The 15,651-nt window shown below is 66.3% G+C and carries 13 protein-coding genes and 1 riboswitch; of the genes, 4 read left to right on the top strand and 9 right to left on the bottom strand.

The window, feature by feature from the left end; all coding sequences use genetic code 11:
• Positions 1–177: 177 nt before the first annotated feature.
• Positions 178–978 carry a MetQ/NlpA family ABC transporter substrate-binding protein gene (locus BMZ97_RS15415; RefSeq protein ID WP_092170956.1) on the top strand — a complete coding sequence of 267 codons (801 nt, stop codon included), beginning with the start codon at positions 178–180 and terminating at the stop codon, positions 976–978.
• A gap of 93 nt (positions 979–1,071) precedes the next feature.
• On the opposite strand, the gene BMZ97_RS15410 is transcribed toward BMZ97_RS15415, so the two are convergent.
• Positions 1,072–1,488: a hypothetical protein gene (locus tag BMZ97_RS15410; protein ID WP_092170953.1), complete on the bottom strand. Its 417-nt coding sequence runs from the start codon at positions 1,486–1,488 to the stop codon at positions 1,072–1,074.
• A gap of 145 nt (positions 1,489–1,633) precedes the next feature.
• Between BMZ97_RS15410 and BMZ97_RS15405 the strand changes: the two genes are divergently transcribed.
• A complete protein-coding gene (locus tag BMZ97_RS15405) occupies positions 1,634–2,476 on the top strand; it encodes a helix-turn-helix transcriptional regulator (protein WP_092170950.1) in 843 nt (280 codons plus the stop codon).
• A gap of 94 nt (positions 2,477–2,570) precedes the next feature.
• Complete coding sequence (locus BMZ97_RS15400) at positions 2,571–2,762, top strand: CsbD family protein (RefSeq protein ID WP_092170948.1); 192 nt, start codon at positions 2,571–2,573, stop codon at positions 2,760–2,762.
• Between the two features lie 232 nt (positions 2,763–2,994).
• On the opposite strand, the gene dnaJ is transcribed toward BMZ97_RS15400, so the two are convergent.
• On the bottom strand, positions 2,995–4,134 hold the full coding sequence (gene dnaJ, locus BMZ97_RS15395; protein WP_092170945.1) for a molecular chaperone DnaJ: 1,140 nt from the start codon (positions 4,132–4,134) through the stop codon (positions 2,995–2,997).
• A gap of 154 nt (positions 4,135–4,288) precedes the next feature.
• Entirely contained in the window at positions 4,289–6,220 is a 1,932-nt protein-coding gene (dnaK, locus tag BMZ97_RS15390; protein WP_092171509.1) for a molecular chaperone DnaK, read from the bottom strand.
• Between the two features lie 389 nt (positions 6,221–6,609).
• Between dnaK and BMZ97_RS15385 the strand changes: the two genes are divergently transcribed.
• On the top strand, positions 6,610–7,500 hold the full coding sequence (locus tag BMZ97_RS15385) for a hypothetical protein (protein ID WP_092170943.1): 891 nt from the start codon (positions 6,610–6,612) through the stop codon (positions 7,498–7,500).
• Positions 7,501–7,625: 125 nt separating this feature from the next.
• On the opposite strand, the gene thiE is transcribed toward BMZ97_RS15385, so the two are convergent.
• From thiE to BMZ97_RS31575, 6 genes are all read right to left on the bottom strand, one after another.
• On the bottom strand, positions 7,626–8,276 hold the full coding sequence (gene thiE, locus BMZ97_RS15380; protein WP_092170940.1) for a thiamine phosphate synthase: 651 nt from the start codon (positions 8,274–8,276) through the stop codon (positions 7,626–7,628).
• Between the two features lie 105 nt (positions 8,277–8,381).
• Positions 8,382–9,137: a hydroxyethylthiazole kinase gene (locus BMZ97_RS15375; protein WP_210188259.1), complete on the bottom strand. Its 756-nt coding sequence runs from the start codon at positions 9,135–9,137 to the stop codon at positions 8,382–8,384.
• Between the two features lie 8 nt (positions 9,138–9,145).
• Positions 9,146–11,059, bottom strand: a complete 1,914-nt coding sequence (thiC, locus tag BMZ97_RS15370; RefSeq protein ID WP_092170937.1) for a phosphomethylpyrimidine synthase ThiC — start codon at positions 11,057–11,059, stop codon at positions 9,146–9,148.
• Positions 11,060–11,135: 76 nt separating this feature from the next.
• Positions 11,136–11,240, bottom strand: a riboswitch (TPP riboswitch).
• 173 nt (positions 11,241–11,413) lie between these two features.
• Positions 11,414–13,333, bottom strand: coding sequence for a sensor domain-containing diguanylate cyclase (locus tag BMZ97_RS15365; RefSeq protein WP_092170935.1), 1,920 nt, complete (start codon positions 13,331–13,333; stop codon positions 11,414–11,416).
• A gap of 207 nt (positions 13,334–13,540) precedes the next feature.
• A complete protein-coding gene (locus tag BMZ97_RS15360; protein WP_092170932.1) occupies positions 13,541–13,741 on the bottom strand; it encodes a hypothetical protein in 201 nt (66 codons plus the stop codon).
• Between the two features lie 218 nt (positions 13,742–13,959).
• Positions 13,960–15,249: an OmpA family protein gene (locus BMZ97_RS31575; RefSeq protein ID WP_244546419.1), complete on the bottom strand. Its 1,290-nt coding sequence runs from the start codon at positions 15,247–15,249 to the stop codon at positions 13,960–13,962.
• Positions 15,250–15,651 lie beyond the last annotated feature (402 nt).

The following is a 15,651-nucleotide window of genomic DNA, read 5'->3' as shown; positions in this document are numbered from 1 at the left end:
CCCAGGCCCCATATATCTCAGCCCTCATCCTGAGGAGCGCCGCAGGCGCGTCTCGAAGGATGGTCCCGGATGCTCCGCAACCTCTGGAGCATCCTTCGGGACGCCGCTACGCGGCTCCTCAGGATGAGGGCTGAAATTGAAACGCGAACCTTCATCATCCTCACAGGAGCCCATCCCATGTCCATCGTCACCCGTCGCGCCACGCTGGCAGCCTCCGCCGTCCTTGCTCTGACGCTCGCCGTTCCCGCGCTCGCCCAGCAGACCCAACTCGTGCGCATCGGCGCCTCGCCCGGCCCCCATGCCGAGATCCTGGAGAAGCTGAAGCCGCTCGTCGCCAAGCAGGGCATCGATCTCAAGATCATCGAATTCTCCGACTATGTCGTGCCGAACCAGGCGCTCGACGCCGGCGAGCTGGAGGCCAACTCCTTCCAGAATCAGCCCTATCTCGACAACCAGGTGAAGGATCGCGGCTACAAGATCGTCAGCGTCGGCCTGACCGTGAACTTCCCGCTCGGCATCTACTCGGCCAAGTACAAGAGCTGGGGCGAGGTGCCGGACGGCGCCACCATCGCCATCCAGAACGATCCGACCAATGGCGGCCGCTCGCTCCTGCTGCTGCAGGACAAGGGCATCATCAAGTTGAAGGACGGTGTCGGCTTCAAGCCGGGCCCGGCCGACATCGTCTCGAACCCGAAGAAGCTGAAGGTCATCGAGATCGAGGCGGCGCAGACCCCGCGTTCGCTCGCCGACGTGGCCGCCGCCGCGATCAACACCAACTACGCCGTCGACGCCAAGATCGAGCCGACCTCGGCAATCCTGCGCGAGGATCCGAAGGGCCCTTACGTCAACGTCATCGCGGTCCGCGCCGCCGACAAGGACAAGCCCTGGGTCAAGACCCTGGTCGACGCCTATCATACCCCCGAGATCAAGGCTTTCGTCGCCGAGCGCTTCAAGGGCGCGGTGCTCGCCGGCTGGTAACGCTTCCTCCCCACCTGGCCCCGATCGCGGTCAGGCACCTGCCCCGGATGCGTGCATCCGGGGCTTTTTCGTATCGGGGTGGGGCTGCGCCGACTACGCCGCGAGTCCGCCTGCCGAGACGGCCGCCGAGCGCTTCAGGCCGATAATCTCGAGCTCCGTGATCAGTGCGACGGCTGCGGCTTGCGCCAGCACGAACGCGATGCCGAGCCCGCTCGGCTGGAACCAGCCCGCGACCAGGATCGCGATGCTGTCGGCGACCCAGAGGATGTTGACGCCGATCACGGCATAGACGGCCGGGCGCGGCAGGGTTTCGCGGGCGCAGAACCAGGCGAGCAGCGCCGCACAGGGCAGGAGCATGAGGCCGGCTCCGCGCAGGAAGCTTGTGGGGAAGCCGAGCAGCTCGGAGAGCGGCCCGGCGGCCGCGGCAAGCAGCAGGCCGGTCGCGGCGCAGGCGGCAGCGTCAGCGGCAAGGGCGTTCCGCAGGAAGCGCGAGGATTGGATCATGGACATCGCTTCGGTCTCCTTGATTGTGGCCGGGGCGGTCTTGAGCCGCTCTGGCCGTGGTCGATGGAGGCCATGCTGACGGGATCGTGTCGGTGGGTCGATTAAGCGCGAGGTAATTGAAAGCGGGCCGTGCTGGGATAGGTTTGGCGTCATGAACAAGCATCATCAGCCCATGGTCGGCTCGCTCATCCGCGATTGGCGGCAATTGCGACGGCTCAGCCAGCTCGATCTCGCGCTCGAGGCCGAGATCTCGCAGAAGCATCTCAGTTTCCTCGAAAGCGGCCGCTCGCAGCCGAGCCGCGACATGGTCCTGCTGCTTTGCGAGCATCTCGGCGTGCCGCTGCGCGAGCGCAATGCGCTGCTGCTGGCGGCGGGCTATGCGCCGGTCTATCTGGAGCGCACCCTGGAGGATCCCGGCCTGCAGGCGGCGAAGGCCGCGATCGACCTCGTGCTCAAGGGCCACGAGCCCTATCCGGCGCTGGCAGTGGACCGCCACTGGACGCTGCTCGCCGCCAACGCTGCGATTGCGCCGCTGCTTGGCCTGATCGCGGATGTTGACCTGCTGCGGCCACCTGTCAACGTGCTACGGCTCTCGTTGCATCCGGCCGGGCTCGCCCCGCTCATCGTGAATCTGGGCGAGTGGCGGATGCATCTGCTGGCGCGCCTGCGCCAGCAGATCAGGGCTACAGCCGATCCGGTGCTGGCCGATCTCCTGGCGGAATTGCTGACTTATCCCGCACCGGTCCAGCCAGCGCGCAAGGGCCATGCGCAGGACGTCGAAGCGGAGCCTGCCATCGTGGTGCCGCTGCAATTGCAATTGGGCGAGACGGTCTTGTCCCTGATCTCGACGACGACGGTTTTCGGCACACCGGTAGACATCACGCTGTCCGAACTGGCGCTGGAGACCTTCTTCCCGGCAAACGCTGCGACGGGCGAGGCCTTGCGCGCAATCGTGGCGCAAAGCGTCTCCAGTGCGGCGCCGGGCACGCCTTGAACGACCGGAAGTTCCTGGGAACCTTCCTTACACCCGCTTGTTTCTTGGTCTCAGGCCGTATGGACGGCGCAAATTCGAGAGAAGGATCAAGACGATGGGTAGCACCGCCGACAAGATCAAGGGCATGGCCAATGAGGCCGCCGGTAACGTCAAGCAGGCCGCCGGCAAGGCGCTGAGCAAGCCCGGGCTCCAGGCCGAGGGCATGGCGCAGGAGCGCAAGGGCGAGGCCCAGCAGGCGCTCGGCAAGGGCAAGGACGTCATCAAGAAGGTGATCGACAAGGTCTGATTGCGGTCAGGCTTCGATCGAAGAACGGGCTGCCGGAAGGCGGCCCGTTTTTCTGTTGAGCCTGAAATTACATCTGCGCCGTCATCCCGGACAAGCCGCGCAGCGGCGCCGATCCGGGATCCATGCCGGAGCCTATCCCGTTTGCGTTCCGGAATGGATCCCGGGTCTTCGCTTCGCTACGCTCGGGATGACATGGCGGGTGTTGTGACGCTGGCGCGAAGGAACGGCTGCCTCAAGCCGCGCCGCCGAGCCCGCCCAGAAAGTCCTTCACGCGGCCGAAGAAGCCGGCGGCTTCGGGATGGGTCGAATGCGAGCTCTCGCGCTCGAACTCCAGCAGCAATTCGCGCTGACGGGCGGTGAGCTTTTGCGGCGTCTCGATCAACACCTGGATGTAGAGGTCGCCGACCTCGCGCGAGCGCAGCACGCTCATGCCCTTGCCCTTGAGGCGGAACTGCTTGCCGGTCTGCGTGCCCTCGGGAATCTTCACACGGGCCTGCTCGCCGGTCAGCGTCGGCACTTCGATCTCGCCACCCAGCGCGGCCGAGGTCAGGCCGAGAGGCACGCGGCAGAACAGATCGGCCCCGTCACGCTGGAAGATCGCGTGCGGCCTGATCGAGAGGAAGATGTAGAGGTCGCCCGCCGGTCCGCCGCGCAGGCCGGCTTCGCCCTCGCCGGCGAGGCGGATGCGGGTGCCGTCCTCGACGCCGGCCGGGATATTGACGGCAAGCGTGCGCTCGCGCGTGACCCGGCCCGCGCCCTGGCAGATCTTGCAGGGGTCGTCGATGATCTCGCCGCGGCCATTGCAGGTCGGGCAGGTGCGCTCGACCGAGAAGAAGCCCTGATTGGCGCGCACCCGGCCATGGCCGCCGCAGGTCGGGCATTGCCGCGATTTGGAGCCCGGCTTGGCGCCGGTGCCAGAGCAGGCCTCGCAGGCGATCGAGGTCGGCACGCGGATCGAGGCGTTCTTGCCGGTGAAGGCGTCCTCGAGGCCGATCTCTAGATTGTAACGCAGATCGGCGCCGCGCTCGCGGCCATTGGCTGCGCGCGCGCCGCCGCGTCCACCGCCCCTGGCATCGCCGAAGAAGGAGTCGAAGATGTCCGACATGAAGTCGGAGAAATCGGGATTGCCGCCGCCCCCGCCGCCATTCTCGAAAGCCTGGTGGCCGAAGCGATCATAGGCCGCGCGCTTCTGCTCGTCGGACAGGATCTGATAGGCCTCGTTCAGTTCCTTGAACTTGGCCTCCGCCCCCTTGTCGCCGGGATGACGATCAGGATGGCATTGCATCGCCTGCTTGCGGAAGGAACTCTTCAGTTCCGCATCGCTCGCGGTCTTTGAAACGCCGAGGATTTCGTAATAGTCGCGCTTGGACATCAAATAGTCGCCCCTTCGCACTCCTCGAAATCATGGCCGGGCTCAGGCCCGGCCATCTCCGACAGAAGAGCGATATCTTCCTTCAGGACGCCTTCTGCGAACGCAATGGCCGGGTCAAGCCCGGCCATGTCGCTCAGCGAAAGGAGTCGTGCAATCAGGCGCTCTTCTTCTTGTCGCCCTTGTCGTCGCTGACGTCCTTGAAGTCGGCGTCGATGACGTCGTCCTTCTTGGCTTCAGCCGCATGCTCGTCGCCGCCATCGGCCGCTGCGGCGCCCTCCGCCTGGCTCGCCGCATACATGGCTTCGCCCAGCTTCATCGAGGCCTGCATCAGGTCGGTGGTGCGCGCCGAGATGGTCTCGGCGTTGTCTTCCGCCAGGGCCGCCTTCAGCGCGTCGAGCGCGGTCTCGATCGCTGTCTTGTCGGCGGCCGTGACCTTGTCGCCATAGTCCTTCAGCGACTTCTCGGTCGAGTGCACCAGGCTTTCGCCCTGGTTCTTGGCCTCGACCAGCTCGCGGCGTTTCTTGTCCTCGCCGGCATTGGCCTCGGCATCCTTGACCATCTTCTGGATGTCGGCCTCCGACAGTCCACCAGACGCCTGGATGCGGATCTGCTGCTCCTTGTTGGTGGCCTTGTCCTTCGCCGTCACCGAGACGATGCCGTTGGCGTCGATGTCGAAGGTCACCTCGATCTGCGGCATGCCGCGCGGGGAGGGCGGAATGCCCATCAGGTCGAACTGGCCGAGCATCTTGTTGTCGGCCGCCATCTCGCGCTCGCCCTGGAAGACCCGGATCGTCACCGCCTGCTGATTGTCCTCGGCAGTGGAGAAGACCTGGCTCTTCTTGGTCGGGATCGTGGTGTTGCGGTCGATCAGGCGCGTGAACACGCCGCCCAGCGTCTCGATGCCGAGCGAAAGCGGGGTCACGTCCAGCAGGAGCACGTCCTTGACGTCGCCCTGCAGCACGCCGGCCTGGATCGCGGCGCCGATGGCGACGACCTCGTCCGGGTTGACGCCCTTATGCGGCTCCTTGCCGAAGAACTGCTTCACGACCTCCTGGACCTTCGGCATGCGGGTCATACCGCCGACGAGAACGACCTCGTCGATCTGGCCCGCCGAAAGACCGGCATCCTTGAGCGCCTTCTTGCAGGGCTCGATGGTGCGCTGGACGAGATCGTCGACCAGGCTCTCGAACTTGGCGCGCGAGAGCTTGATGGCGAGATGCTTCGGCCCGGACGCGTCAGCCGTGATGTAGGGCAGGTTGATCTCGGTCTGGGCCGTGGTCGAGAGCTCGATCTTGGCCTTCTCGGCGGCTTCCTTCAGGCGCTGCAGGGCGAGCTTGTCCTTCTTCAGGTCGATGCCCTGCTCGCGCTTGAACTCATCTGCGAGATATTCGACGAGGCGCATGTCGAAATCCTCGCCGCCGAGGAAGGTGTCGCCATTGGTCGACTTCACCTCGAAGACGCCGTCGCCGATCTCGAGGATCGAGACGTCGAAGGTGCCGCCGCCGAGGTCATAGACCGCGATCGTGCCGGCCGACTTCTTGTCGAGGCCATAGGCGAGCGCTGCCGCGGTCGGCTCGTTGATGATGCGCAGCACTTCCAGGCCGGCGATGCGGCCGGCATCCTTCGTCGCCTGGCGCTGGGCGTCGTTGAAATAGGCCGGGACCGTGATGACGGCCTGGGTGACCGGCTGGCCGAGATAGGCCTCCGCGGTCTCCTTCATCTTGGTCAGCGTGAAGGCCGAGATCTGCGAGGGCGAATAGTCGGTGCCGTCGGCCTCGACCCAGGCGTCGCCCGCAGCCGCCTTCTTGATCTTGTAGGGGACGAGATGCATGTCCTTCTGCGTCATCGGATCGTCGAAGGTCCGACCGATCAGGCGCTTGATCGCGAAGAAGGTGCGCTCGGGGTTGGTGACAGCCTGGCGCTTGGCCGGCTGGCCGACGAGGCGTTCGCCGTCATCGGTGATGGCCACGATCGACGGCGTGGTGCGTGCACCTTCCGAATTCTCGATGACCTTGGGTGTAGAGCCTTCCATGACCGCGACGCAGGAGTTTGTCGTGCCGAGGTCGATACCAATAACTTTACCCATGGAGGGGATCCCTTTTAAATTGAGCAGATCGCCGGCCTGCGACGCCTGGGCGCCGCCTTCCGGCCCATGGACCGGGCCGCCCCCGCCTGCTGCGGCGAGCGAATCCGGCATTCCACGTCGAACGGTCGTTAAACCGCCTCTTGGCGGCGTATATAGTGAGGGTGTTCCCGCCCTTGCAAGACACGAGAGCCGATTAAGAATCTGGCGCGTTCGCAATGGCGGGCGCGGTCGCGACGCGGATCATTCCCAGCTGGTGTTGCGCTTGTGTCCTTGCGTGCCGGCGCGGCCCCCGTCATTCAAGGCGGAATGCCCAAGCTTTCTCCGGGCTTGCCAAGCCTTTTTTGGACTTGCATGCCTTCGCTCGGTCGAGCCTTCGCCAGGGTTGTGACGTGAACCGACATCTGCGCCTTGCTTCGAGCCTTGCCCTGCTCGCCCTTGCCTATGGGACGACGCTCGCATGTGCCCAGCCGCTGCAATTGCCCGGCGCCCAGCCGCTGAACCAGGCCGGCACCCATCAGGCTGCGCCGCCTGCCTCCGGTGGCGCAGCGGCGACGCCGCGCGCCCATGTGATGCCGGCAATCAAGGTCGCGGGCGAGGAGGCGATCATTGGCCGGACGCTCAGGCGCAATGGCGGCTTCGGCGAGGCGGTCTTCGAGAAGACCGCGGCGGGCTACGGGCTGAAACTCAAGGCCGAGGGATTCCAGGCCAGCAATCTGGTCGAGCCTTGCGCGATCTCGCTCGGCGATGCGCCGGTGCCGCTGACATCGCTGGGAAGACCCGCCGGCGTACCGCGCTATAAGCTCGAGGCCTCGATCTGCCCGATCGTCTTCGACGTGCTCGACGGCGCTTTCCTCGTGGTCGAACCGGCGCAGCCCTGCGTCGTCGAGGCCGCCGCCTGTCGGATCGATCCGCGCGGCCTGTGGGGGCCGGATTCGCGCACGCTCGTCTCTCGCGCCAAGGAGATCGAATCCGAGCGCGGCACGGCTGAAAGAGCAGTGCGCGAGGGCTATCGTGTGCTCGGCGCCAAGGGCGATGCGGTCGACCAGCGCGCCATCGCGCGCGAACAGGCGAGCTTTTCGGCCGAGCGCGAACTGACCTGCCGCGACTTCCAGCGCGAGGGCTCGCTCGGCTTCTGCGGTGCGCGCGTCACCGAGGCGCGGGCGGCATCGATCCGGGCGCGTCTCGGCATCACCAGTGAGCCGAAGCCCGCCGCCAAGCCCAAGCCGCATCCGAAGCCAGCTCCGCTGCCGCTCACGCCGACGCAGACACAGACGCAGTAAGTCTCGACGGAATTTTCATCCGTGCGTCATCCCGGGCTTGACCCGGGATCCATCGGAGGCCACCGCACTCTACGATGGATCTCGGATCTCCGCTTCGCTGCGTCCGGCATGACGGGCGTATGTGATCAGCGAGGCGGGCTCATTCCCACCGCAGCCCGCAACGCCCGCGTCGCGCCCTCGACATCGTCGGTCCCGAACATCGCGCCGATCACGGCGACCCCGTCCGCGCCGGCGGCCATCACCGAGGCGGCGTTGCTCGCATTGATGCCGGCGATCGCTCCGACCGGGAGTAAACCCAGCACCTCGGCTGCCTGCCGCCGCAGCGCAGCGTAGCCGTCGAGGCCGAGCGGGATGTCGGCATCGTCCTTGTGCTGCGTGGCGAAGACCGGGCCGATGCAGGCATAATCGATGCGCGCGGCGGCGAGATAGGGCAATTCCGCCGCCTCTCCCAGCGTCGCGCCGATGATCGCGTTCTCGCCGAGCAGGCGGCGGGCGTCGGCAAGCTCCATGTCGTCGGCGCCCAGATGGACGCCTTCCGCGCCGGCCGTCAAAGCGACATCGACGCGGTCGTTGATCAAGAGCGGCACGCCGGTGCCGGCGAGCGCAGCATGGATCGCCCGGGCCTCCCGCACCATCTCGCGCGTCGAGGCCGCTTTGGCGCGGTACTGGATCAGCGTCGCGCCACCTTTGGCCGCCGCCCGGGCGAGGTCGGCAAGCGAGCGGCCCCTGGCGATCTGCGGATCGACCAGGCCGTAGAGCAGGATATCAAGCGTCATTGGTTTGTCCTCTCCGTCATTGCGAGAGCAGCGAAGCAATCCAGAAGGGCTCGCTCGACGGCCCCTGGATTGCTTCGCTGCGCTCGCAATGACGATGTTTCGTCTTCAAGCGGACATCCGTGCCCGCAGCGTGGCCTCGTCGATGCCCGCCAGCGCGTCGATCAGCGCGACAGCAAAGCTGCCGGGACCATTGCTGCGTTCTGCCGCGATCTCGCCGGCGATGCCGTAGGCGGTCAACGCTGCGGCCGCCGCCAGGGCAGGGTTGCTCTCGACCGCGCAAGCCGCCGCGATCAGGGCGCCGGCGGCACAGCCGACGCCGGTGACCTTCGTCATCAGGGGGTGGCCATGCGCGACCGAGAACGCGCCGCGCGGGCCTTCGATACGGTCGACCTTGCCGGTCGTGACCAGCGTCAGATCATGCTCGCGAGCGGCCTGGAGCGCATCGTCGAGCGCCGCCATCTCGGTCGCGTTGCCGCGCACCACGATGTTGCGCAAGCGCAGCACCTCGCGCGCCACATGCTGGCGCAGGGGCGAGAGCTCGACGAAGACGGGGTCGAAGACCAGCGGCTTGGCCTTGTCGCGCGCCACTTCCAGCAGCTTGGGAATGGCGAGCTCGCTCTCGGCGTTGATCGTACCGATATTGATCAGGATCGCGCCCGCGCCGTCGGCCATCGCCGCGACCTCGTCGACATGGATCGCCATCGAGGGAATGGCCCCGAAGGCGAGCAGCATGTTGGCCGTGATGTTCTGCGCCACCGTGTTGGTCAGGCATTGCACGCGCGGCCGCTGCGCCGCCACGCGCGCCAGCACGGCAGCGACGCGGGCGGCATCGAGATGGTCTTCCGTCATGGTCACACTCATGGTCGTGCTCATTCGGCCGCCGGCAGGTAGAGATTGCCGCCCCTCGCAAGGAATTCCTGCGATTTCGCCGCCATGCCTTCGTGCCTTTGTGTCTCGATCTGCGCTGCCGCTTGATTGAGTGCTGCGCGCTCGTTTTCGCCCATGGCCAGCACCTCGGCGCGCAGGTCCTGCGTGATCTTCATCGAGCAGAACTTCGGCCCGCACATCGAGCAGAAATGCGCGACCTTGTGTACGTCCTTGGGCAGCGTCTCGTCGTGATAGGCGCGGGCGGTGTCAGGGTCCAGCGCAAGGTTGAACTGGTCTTCCCAGCGGAAATCGAAGCGTGCGCGGCTGACCGCATCGTCGCGGAGCTTGGCCGCCGGATGACCCTTGGCGAGATCGGCGGCATGGGCCGCGATCCGGTAGGTAATGACGCCGGTCTTGACGTCATCACGGTTGGGCAGGCCGAGATGCTCCTTGGGCGTGACATAGCAGAGCATGGCGCAGCCGAACCAGCCGATCATCGCCGCCCCGATCCCCGAGGTGATGTGGTCGTAGCCCGGCGCGATGTCGGTCGTCAGCGGCCCTAGCGTGTAGAAGGGCGCCTCGCCGCATTCGCGCAGTTGCTTGTCCATATTTTCCTTGATCTTGTGCATCGGCACATGGCCGGGGCCCTCGATCATCACCTGGCAGCCCTTGTCCCAGGCGATCTTGGTGAGCTCGCCCAGCGTCTCCAGCTCGGCGAACTGGGCACGGTCATTGGCGTCGGCGATCGAGCCCGGACGCAACCCGTCGCCGAGCGAGAACGAGACGTCATAGCGCCGCATGATCTCGCAGATCTCGTCGAAGCGCTCGTAGAGGAAGCTTTCCTTGTGATGCGCCAGGCACCAGCGCGCCATGATCGAGCCGCCGCGCGAGACGATGCCGGTCACCCTGGAAGCCGTCAGCGGCACATAGGGCAGCCTGACGCCGGCATGGATGGTGAAGTAATCGACGCCCTGCTCGGCCTGCTCGATCAGCGTGTCCTTGAACACCTCCCAGTCGAGCTTGACCGGATCGCCGCCGACCTTCTCCAGCGCCTGGTAGATCGGCACGGTGCCGATCGGCACCGGCGAGTTGCGCAGGATCCAGGAGCGGATGTTGTGGATGTTGCGGCCGGTCGACAGGTCCATGACCGTGTCGGCGCCCCAGCGGATCGCCCAGACCAGTTTCTCGACCTCTTCGGCGGCGCCCGAGGTCACGGCGGAGTTGCCGATATTGGCGTTGATCTTGACCAGGAAGTTGCGACCGATCGCCATCGGCTCGAGTTCGGGGTGGTTGATGTTGGCGGGAATGATGGCGCGGCCGCGCGCGATCTCGCTGCGCACGAATTCCGGGGTGACGAATTCCGGCACGCTCGCGCCAAAGCTCTCGCCATCGGCATGACGCTCGCGGGCGCCTTCGAGTATCGCGGCACGGCCGAGGTTTTCGCGATGCGCGACATAGGTCATCTCGGGCGTGATGATGCCGGCCCTGGCGAACTCGTACTGCGTCGCCATCTGGCCGGGTTTGGCCGTCAGCACCGGGCGCTCAGCCGGGCAGGCCGGCACCAGGTTCTCGGGCGAGATGTTGCCATTGTCGGCGGCGGTGACCTCGCGGCCAGGAATGCTGTCGAAACCGCGCGCATCGAGCCAGCCGCGGCGAGGCTGCGGCAGGCCCTGGTTCAGGTCGATCCTGGCGTCGGTCTCGGTGAAGGGCCCTGACGGGTCGTAGATGCGCACCGGCGGTTCCGCGTCGGTCGAAAGCTGCACCTCGCGGAAGGGCACGCGCATGGTCGGGTCTTCCGGCGGCGCGACATAGATCTTGCGCGAGCCGATGATCGGGCCGGTGGTGACACCGGTCGGTGCCCCAAACTTGGGCGCGGCCTTGACGCTGTTTTTGGCTGACTTGGTGTGAACGTTCATGGGGATCTCCTCCTTGGTCCAAGGTTCAGGAGATCCGGCGTCGAAGCGGTCTAGCGCTGTCTGCGGCCGCAATTCTGCGCAAGCCGCGTTCCAGTCCCTCCGCCGGTATGACCCGGATCAGGTTCGATGGGTTCGGCCTGGAAGGCCATCTCAGCTCTTGCGAGCACCCCTCGGAACGGCTGGGAAGTTAGGCGTGATAGCGCCAGTGCGCAACCGGCAAACAGCGCCCGGCTCGCATGGCGTCATTGCCGTGTATTCATCGCCTAGTTGATTGCGGCGGCGCTTCGCGCGACGACGGATCGCGTGGAGCCATCTTCAGAAGCGGCGCATTCCGTTAATGCGCTCTGTTGCGGGTTAGGCGCTCCTGGCGCGCGGCCACGGCAGCACTCGTCCCGACATGACGATGCGATCCCGCCCGCCGTCCTTGGCGGAATAAAGCGCCCGATCAGCTGCTCCAACCAACGAGGCGCAGTCTGTCGTTGCATTGGAGTTCGGCCAGGCGGTCGCGCCGCCAAGGCTCGCCGTGACGAGCCCGGACGGAGGGTTCGACCCGTGCGGGATCTGGATGTTGTGAAGCGCATCGCAGAACCTCATGCCGACCAGCTCGCAGCCTTCGGCATCCGTGTTCGGCAAGAGGAGGGCGAACTCTTCCCCTCCATAGCGCGCGGCCAGGTCGCCCGGGCGTCGTGTTTGCGCGGCCAGGACGGCGGCCACAGCACGCAGGCAGCCATCTCCAGCCGGATGTCCGTAACGATCGTTGAATTTCTTGAAATGGTCGATATCGATCATCAGCACGGAAAGGGCGGTGCCCTCTCGCGAGGCTCGCGCCCATTCCTGCTCCAGCCGCTCGTCGAAACATCGGCGATTGGCGAGCCCCGTCAGTCCGTCCAAGGTCGCCAGCGCCTCGAGTTTGTCTTCCAGATCCTTGTGCTCGGTCATATCGCGCGAGATCGCCACGGCGCCATCGATCGTGCCGCTATCGGACCTCGTCACGCGCAAGGTCGTCTCGATCCAGATCTCGGTCTTCTCTCGGTGGCGCGTGCGATAGATGATCCTGGCTTCCTCGATCTCGCCACGCTTCAGCGCAGCGACGACCTGTTCGACACGGGGCAAATCCTCGGGGTCGACGCCGGCCAGAGCAGGCGTTCCGACCAGTTGCGCTGGGTCCCAGCCCAGAACGCTCGCGGAGGAAGGGGAAGCGTAGAGAATGCGCTCGTTGAAATCGATCCGGGTGACCATGTCGCTGGATGCTTCCGCGAGCAGACGGAAATCGGCCTCCTTGGCGATCAGCGCTGCCGCCATGCGCTGACGCTCATAGAGTTGACGCACGAGATGTAGGCCGATGACGCCAATCAGCAATGTCAAAGCCAGCACGAAGGCCGTCCGGACCATGGCGGCTTGGCGCCAGAGCGCCAGAATATCGTCCTGGGCTTCCGTCGCCAGCACTAGGAGCGGATATCGCTCGCTGAACCTGAAGGAACTCAAACGTTGCAGCCCATCCAGCGGTGATTTGAAATAATAGACGCCGGCGGCGGGCCTGGACATCCTGTCCCTGATCAGAGGTGTCGCCGACATATCTCGTCCGACATAGGTGTCGTTATCGACGCTGCGCGCGAGCAGAATGCCGTCGGCACTGAGCAGCGTGATTGCCCCGTTGGGGCCGATGTCGAACTGACGATAGAACTGCGAGAAATATCCGACGTCGATCGTCGCCAGGACCACACCGGCGAAAGCGCCATCGGGATGGTTGAGGCGCCGTGACACCGTGATGATCCACTGACCACCGGCCCGGCTTTGAACGGGTCGGCCCAGATAGATGCGACGATCGTCCACAGCGCGATGGTGCTGGAAATATGCGCGGTCGCTGTTGTTGAGGCCAGCGAAGTCGACTTTCTCCGTGGTGGCCAGCCAGCGGCCCGTTTCGTCGTAGACGAAGAGGCCGCGGATTCGCCCTAGCGTCGGTTTGCGAAGGTCGAGAACATTCTGGACTGTCGCGATTGCGGCGGGACCCGTGTCGTTTGCCTCCAGTGTGCTGGCCAAGCCGAAAAGTGCTGCGTCGGCGAGTTCGATGGTATCCTCCGCGTGCTGTGTCAGCGAGCGCGAGAGATTGATCATGTCGACTTCGGCGTTCTTCAGATCGGCTTCTCGGGTGGTCCATTCGCGCCATCCGCTCAGGGCGAGAATGGCGATGCAGACCACCGTGACGAATGCAGCGGCCCAGAATGGCAGACGCGGCAGGCTCCCGGCATGACCATTGATGCGAATCGCCTTCATGGCTGGTTTCTCCGAAGCGGAGCCTCACATCGTGGTCATAATCCTCGCATTCGAGGTCTTAACAAAGCTTGGCACCAGTGAACCTCTCCCGATGACGGCTCGGCTGGCTGGCGCCTCCCGGGGAGTTTCGTTCGCCGGGCTGCATGCCGACGGCTGGTATCGCTGCGTGGTCGCAGATCGTCGTGCTCTACATCATGAGGCAGGAGCTCAGGCGGTGATGTCGACGGTCTGGCCCTGTCCGGCCGGAAGGGCAGCCTTCGTCTGGGCCGCACCCTGCTGCAGCAGGTCGGCCACAGCCTGCTCGGCATCGGCCTGCTGCTTGACCATCTCGGTCTGGATGGTCTGGCGTGTGGCCGCAGCCTGGCTCGTCGCGAGGCTCTGCGCGATGGCAATCGATGAATCGCTCATGTCGGTCTCCTCTCGGCTAGAGCTAGAGCCTTGCGCGAAAAAAGTGGGTACCGGTTTTTCGCAAGAGCAATGCTCTCAGCTTTTAGAATAGATCACGTCGCATTTGGACGAAGTCATCCGAATGCAACGTGATCTAGACCAGAGACCTTGCCGCTTCATGAAAGCGATGCGACGAAAGCGAGCCGACGCGGCAGCGAGCCGCCGCGCCGGCATTGTCTTCAGCGCCCGCTCTGCCCGGCCAGCAGCGGCGTGATCCGCCGCAGCGTCACGCGCCGGTTCTCGCGCGAGGGCTCCTGCGTCGCGACCTTGAGATATTGCTCGCCATAGCCCTGGGTCGTCAGGTTCTCGGCGGGCACGCCGAAGTCGCGGGTCAGGATTTCCGCGACCGATTGAGCGCGGCGGTCCGACAAGGACAGGTTGTCGATGTCGGAGCCGACGGCGTCGGTATGCCCCTCGACCAGGAAGACCTCGTTGGGCGAGCTCTGCAGCCCCTGCCGGATCGACTGGGCGATGGTGGCGAGCCGCTGTGCCTGGTCCGGCACGATGGTCCAGGAGCCTGTCTCGAAGGTCACCGTATCGATGTCGACGCTGCGCATCCGCGCCCGCAGATCGGGTGAATAGCGCACCTCGTCGAGCGTGTAGCGGCGCGGGATCGCCGCAATCGGCGGGGCCATGATCGTCTCGTAGATCAGACGCTCATCGGCGCGCTCGGCATCGACGATATAGCGCTCGCGCGGCATCGGCAGCGGTGGCGGCGGGAGCACGACAATCTCGTCCGAGAAGCGGTCATTGGGCCGATCGCGGCGGGTGTTGTCGATGATCACATACTCCTGACCGTTGCGGTCGAGCCGCGTGCGGCGGATCAGGCGGCCATCCTGGTCGGTGATCGTGACGATGCGCGTGCCGTCGGGCCGTTCGAAGACGTTGCGGCTCTCATCGCCCAGGCGCTCGGTTCGGCCCTGGAAACCGAGATCGCGGAAGGCCTGCGTCTCGTCGCGGCGGATGATGACGCGGTCATCGTCGCGAATGATCGTGCGACCCGGCTCGCGGATGATCGTGACGTCGCCGTCGCGTCGTTCCTCGCGCCGGCTGCGGACATCGTCGAAGCGCTCCGCGCCCTGCGTCGCCATGATGCCGCCGATCACGCCGGCACCAAGGCCGATCGCGGCTGCGCCGCCAAGCCCGATGCCGCCACGCCGGCCTTGCCGGTCAGGCGCCGGCGGTTGGCCGGGAGCACCAGCTGGCGGCTGGCCGGCTGGCGGAGGCGCAAGAGTCTGTCCGGGCAGGGTCTGTCCGGGCTGCGGCTGGGCCGAAGGCGGCGGGGGAGCGCCCGGGCCGCGCCCGCCTGGAGGGGGAGCCGTAGGGGCTGCGGCTGGCGGAGGCGCCAGAGTCTGTCCGGGCTGGGTCTGTCCCGGCTGCGGCTGGGCGGCAGGTGGCGGCAGGGGCGTTCCCGGACTGCGCCCGCCTGGAGCCGGCGCGGCTGGAGCGGCCGCGGGCGGAGGCGCCACGGTCTGTCCGGGCTGCGGCTGGGTGGGTGACGCCGGAGGAGCGCCCGGGCCGCGTCCGCCTGGTGCGGGAGCTGCCGGAGCCGCCGCGGGTGGAGGCACGGGCGTCGGCTGGGCCGCCGGTGCCTGGCCCGGGGCAGTGGCGGGTGGGGCGCGGAACTGGCCGGGCGGCGGCGCAGGGCGCGGTGCGGTCGGGGCTGTGGGTAATCCCGGTGTGGAGGGCGTTGCGGCCGGCGGAACAGGAGCCGGACGCGGTGCGACCGGAGCTGCCGGGGTAGGCGTCGGCTGCGCGGCTGGCGGCTGGCCGGGCAGGGGCTGCGGCCGCGCCGCTGGCGGGCGGCCGGGTTCGCCTGGGGCGGGAGCCATGATCGGTGGCACGGGGCGCGGCATCGATGGTTCGCGGGG

Origin of the sequence: Allobosea sp. OK403, assembly GCF_900113835.1 — a bacterium.
GTDB lineage: Bacteria > Pseudomonadota > Alphaproteobacteria > Rhizobiales > Beijerinckiaceae > Allobosea.
The sequence above is the reverse complement of the archived record's forward strand: the minus strand, read 5'-3'. Positions and strand labels throughout refer to the sequence as shown.

Excerpts from the sequence above, each read along its gene's own strand:
- dnaK (WP_092171509.1), bottom strand. The coding sequence starts at position 6,220 with ATGGGTAAAGTTATTGGTATCGACCTCGGCACGACAAACTCCTGCGTC.
- BMZ97_RS15400 (WP_092170948.1), top strand. The coding sequence starts at position 2,571 with ATGGGTAGCACCGCCGACAAGATCAAGGGCATGGCCAATGAGGCCGCC.
- BMZ97_RS15410 (WP_092170953.1), bottom strand. The coding sequence starts at position 1,488 with ATGTCCATGATCCAATCCTCGCGCTTCCTGCGGAACGCCCTTGCCGCT.
- thiE (WP_092170940.1), bottom strand. The coding sequence starts at position 8,276 with ATGACGCTTGATATCCTGCTCTACGGCCTGGTCGATCCGCAGATCGCC.
- BMZ97_RS15360 (WP_092170932.1), bottom strand. The coding sequence starts at position 13,741 with ATGAGCGATTCATCGATTGCCATCGCGCAGAGCCTCGCGACGAGCCAG.
- dnaJ (WP_092170945.1), bottom strand. The coding sequence starts at position 4,134 with ATGTCCAAGCGCGACTATTACGAAATCCTCGGCGTTTCAAAGACCGCG.
- BMZ97_RS15375 (WP_210188259.1), bottom strand. The coding sequence starts at position 9,137 with ATGAGTGTGACCATGACGGAAGACCATCTCGATGCCGCCCGCGTCGCT.
- BMZ97_RS15415 (WP_092170956.1), top strand. The coding sequence starts at position 178 with ATGTCCATCGTCACCCGTCGCGCCACGCTGGCAGCCTCCGCCGTCCTT.
- thiC (WP_092170937.1), bottom strand. The coding sequence starts at position 11,059 with ATGAACGTTCACACCAAGTCAGCCAAAAACAGCGTCAAGGCCGCGCCC.
- BMZ97_RS15365 (WP_092170935.1), bottom strand. The coding sequence starts at position 13,333 with ATGAAGGCGATTCGCATCAATGGTCATGCCGGGAGCCTGCCGCGTCTG.
- BMZ97_RS15405 (WP_092170950.1), top strand. The coding sequence starts at position 1,634 with ATGAACAAGCATCATCAGCCCATGGTCGGCTCGCTCATCCGCGATTGG.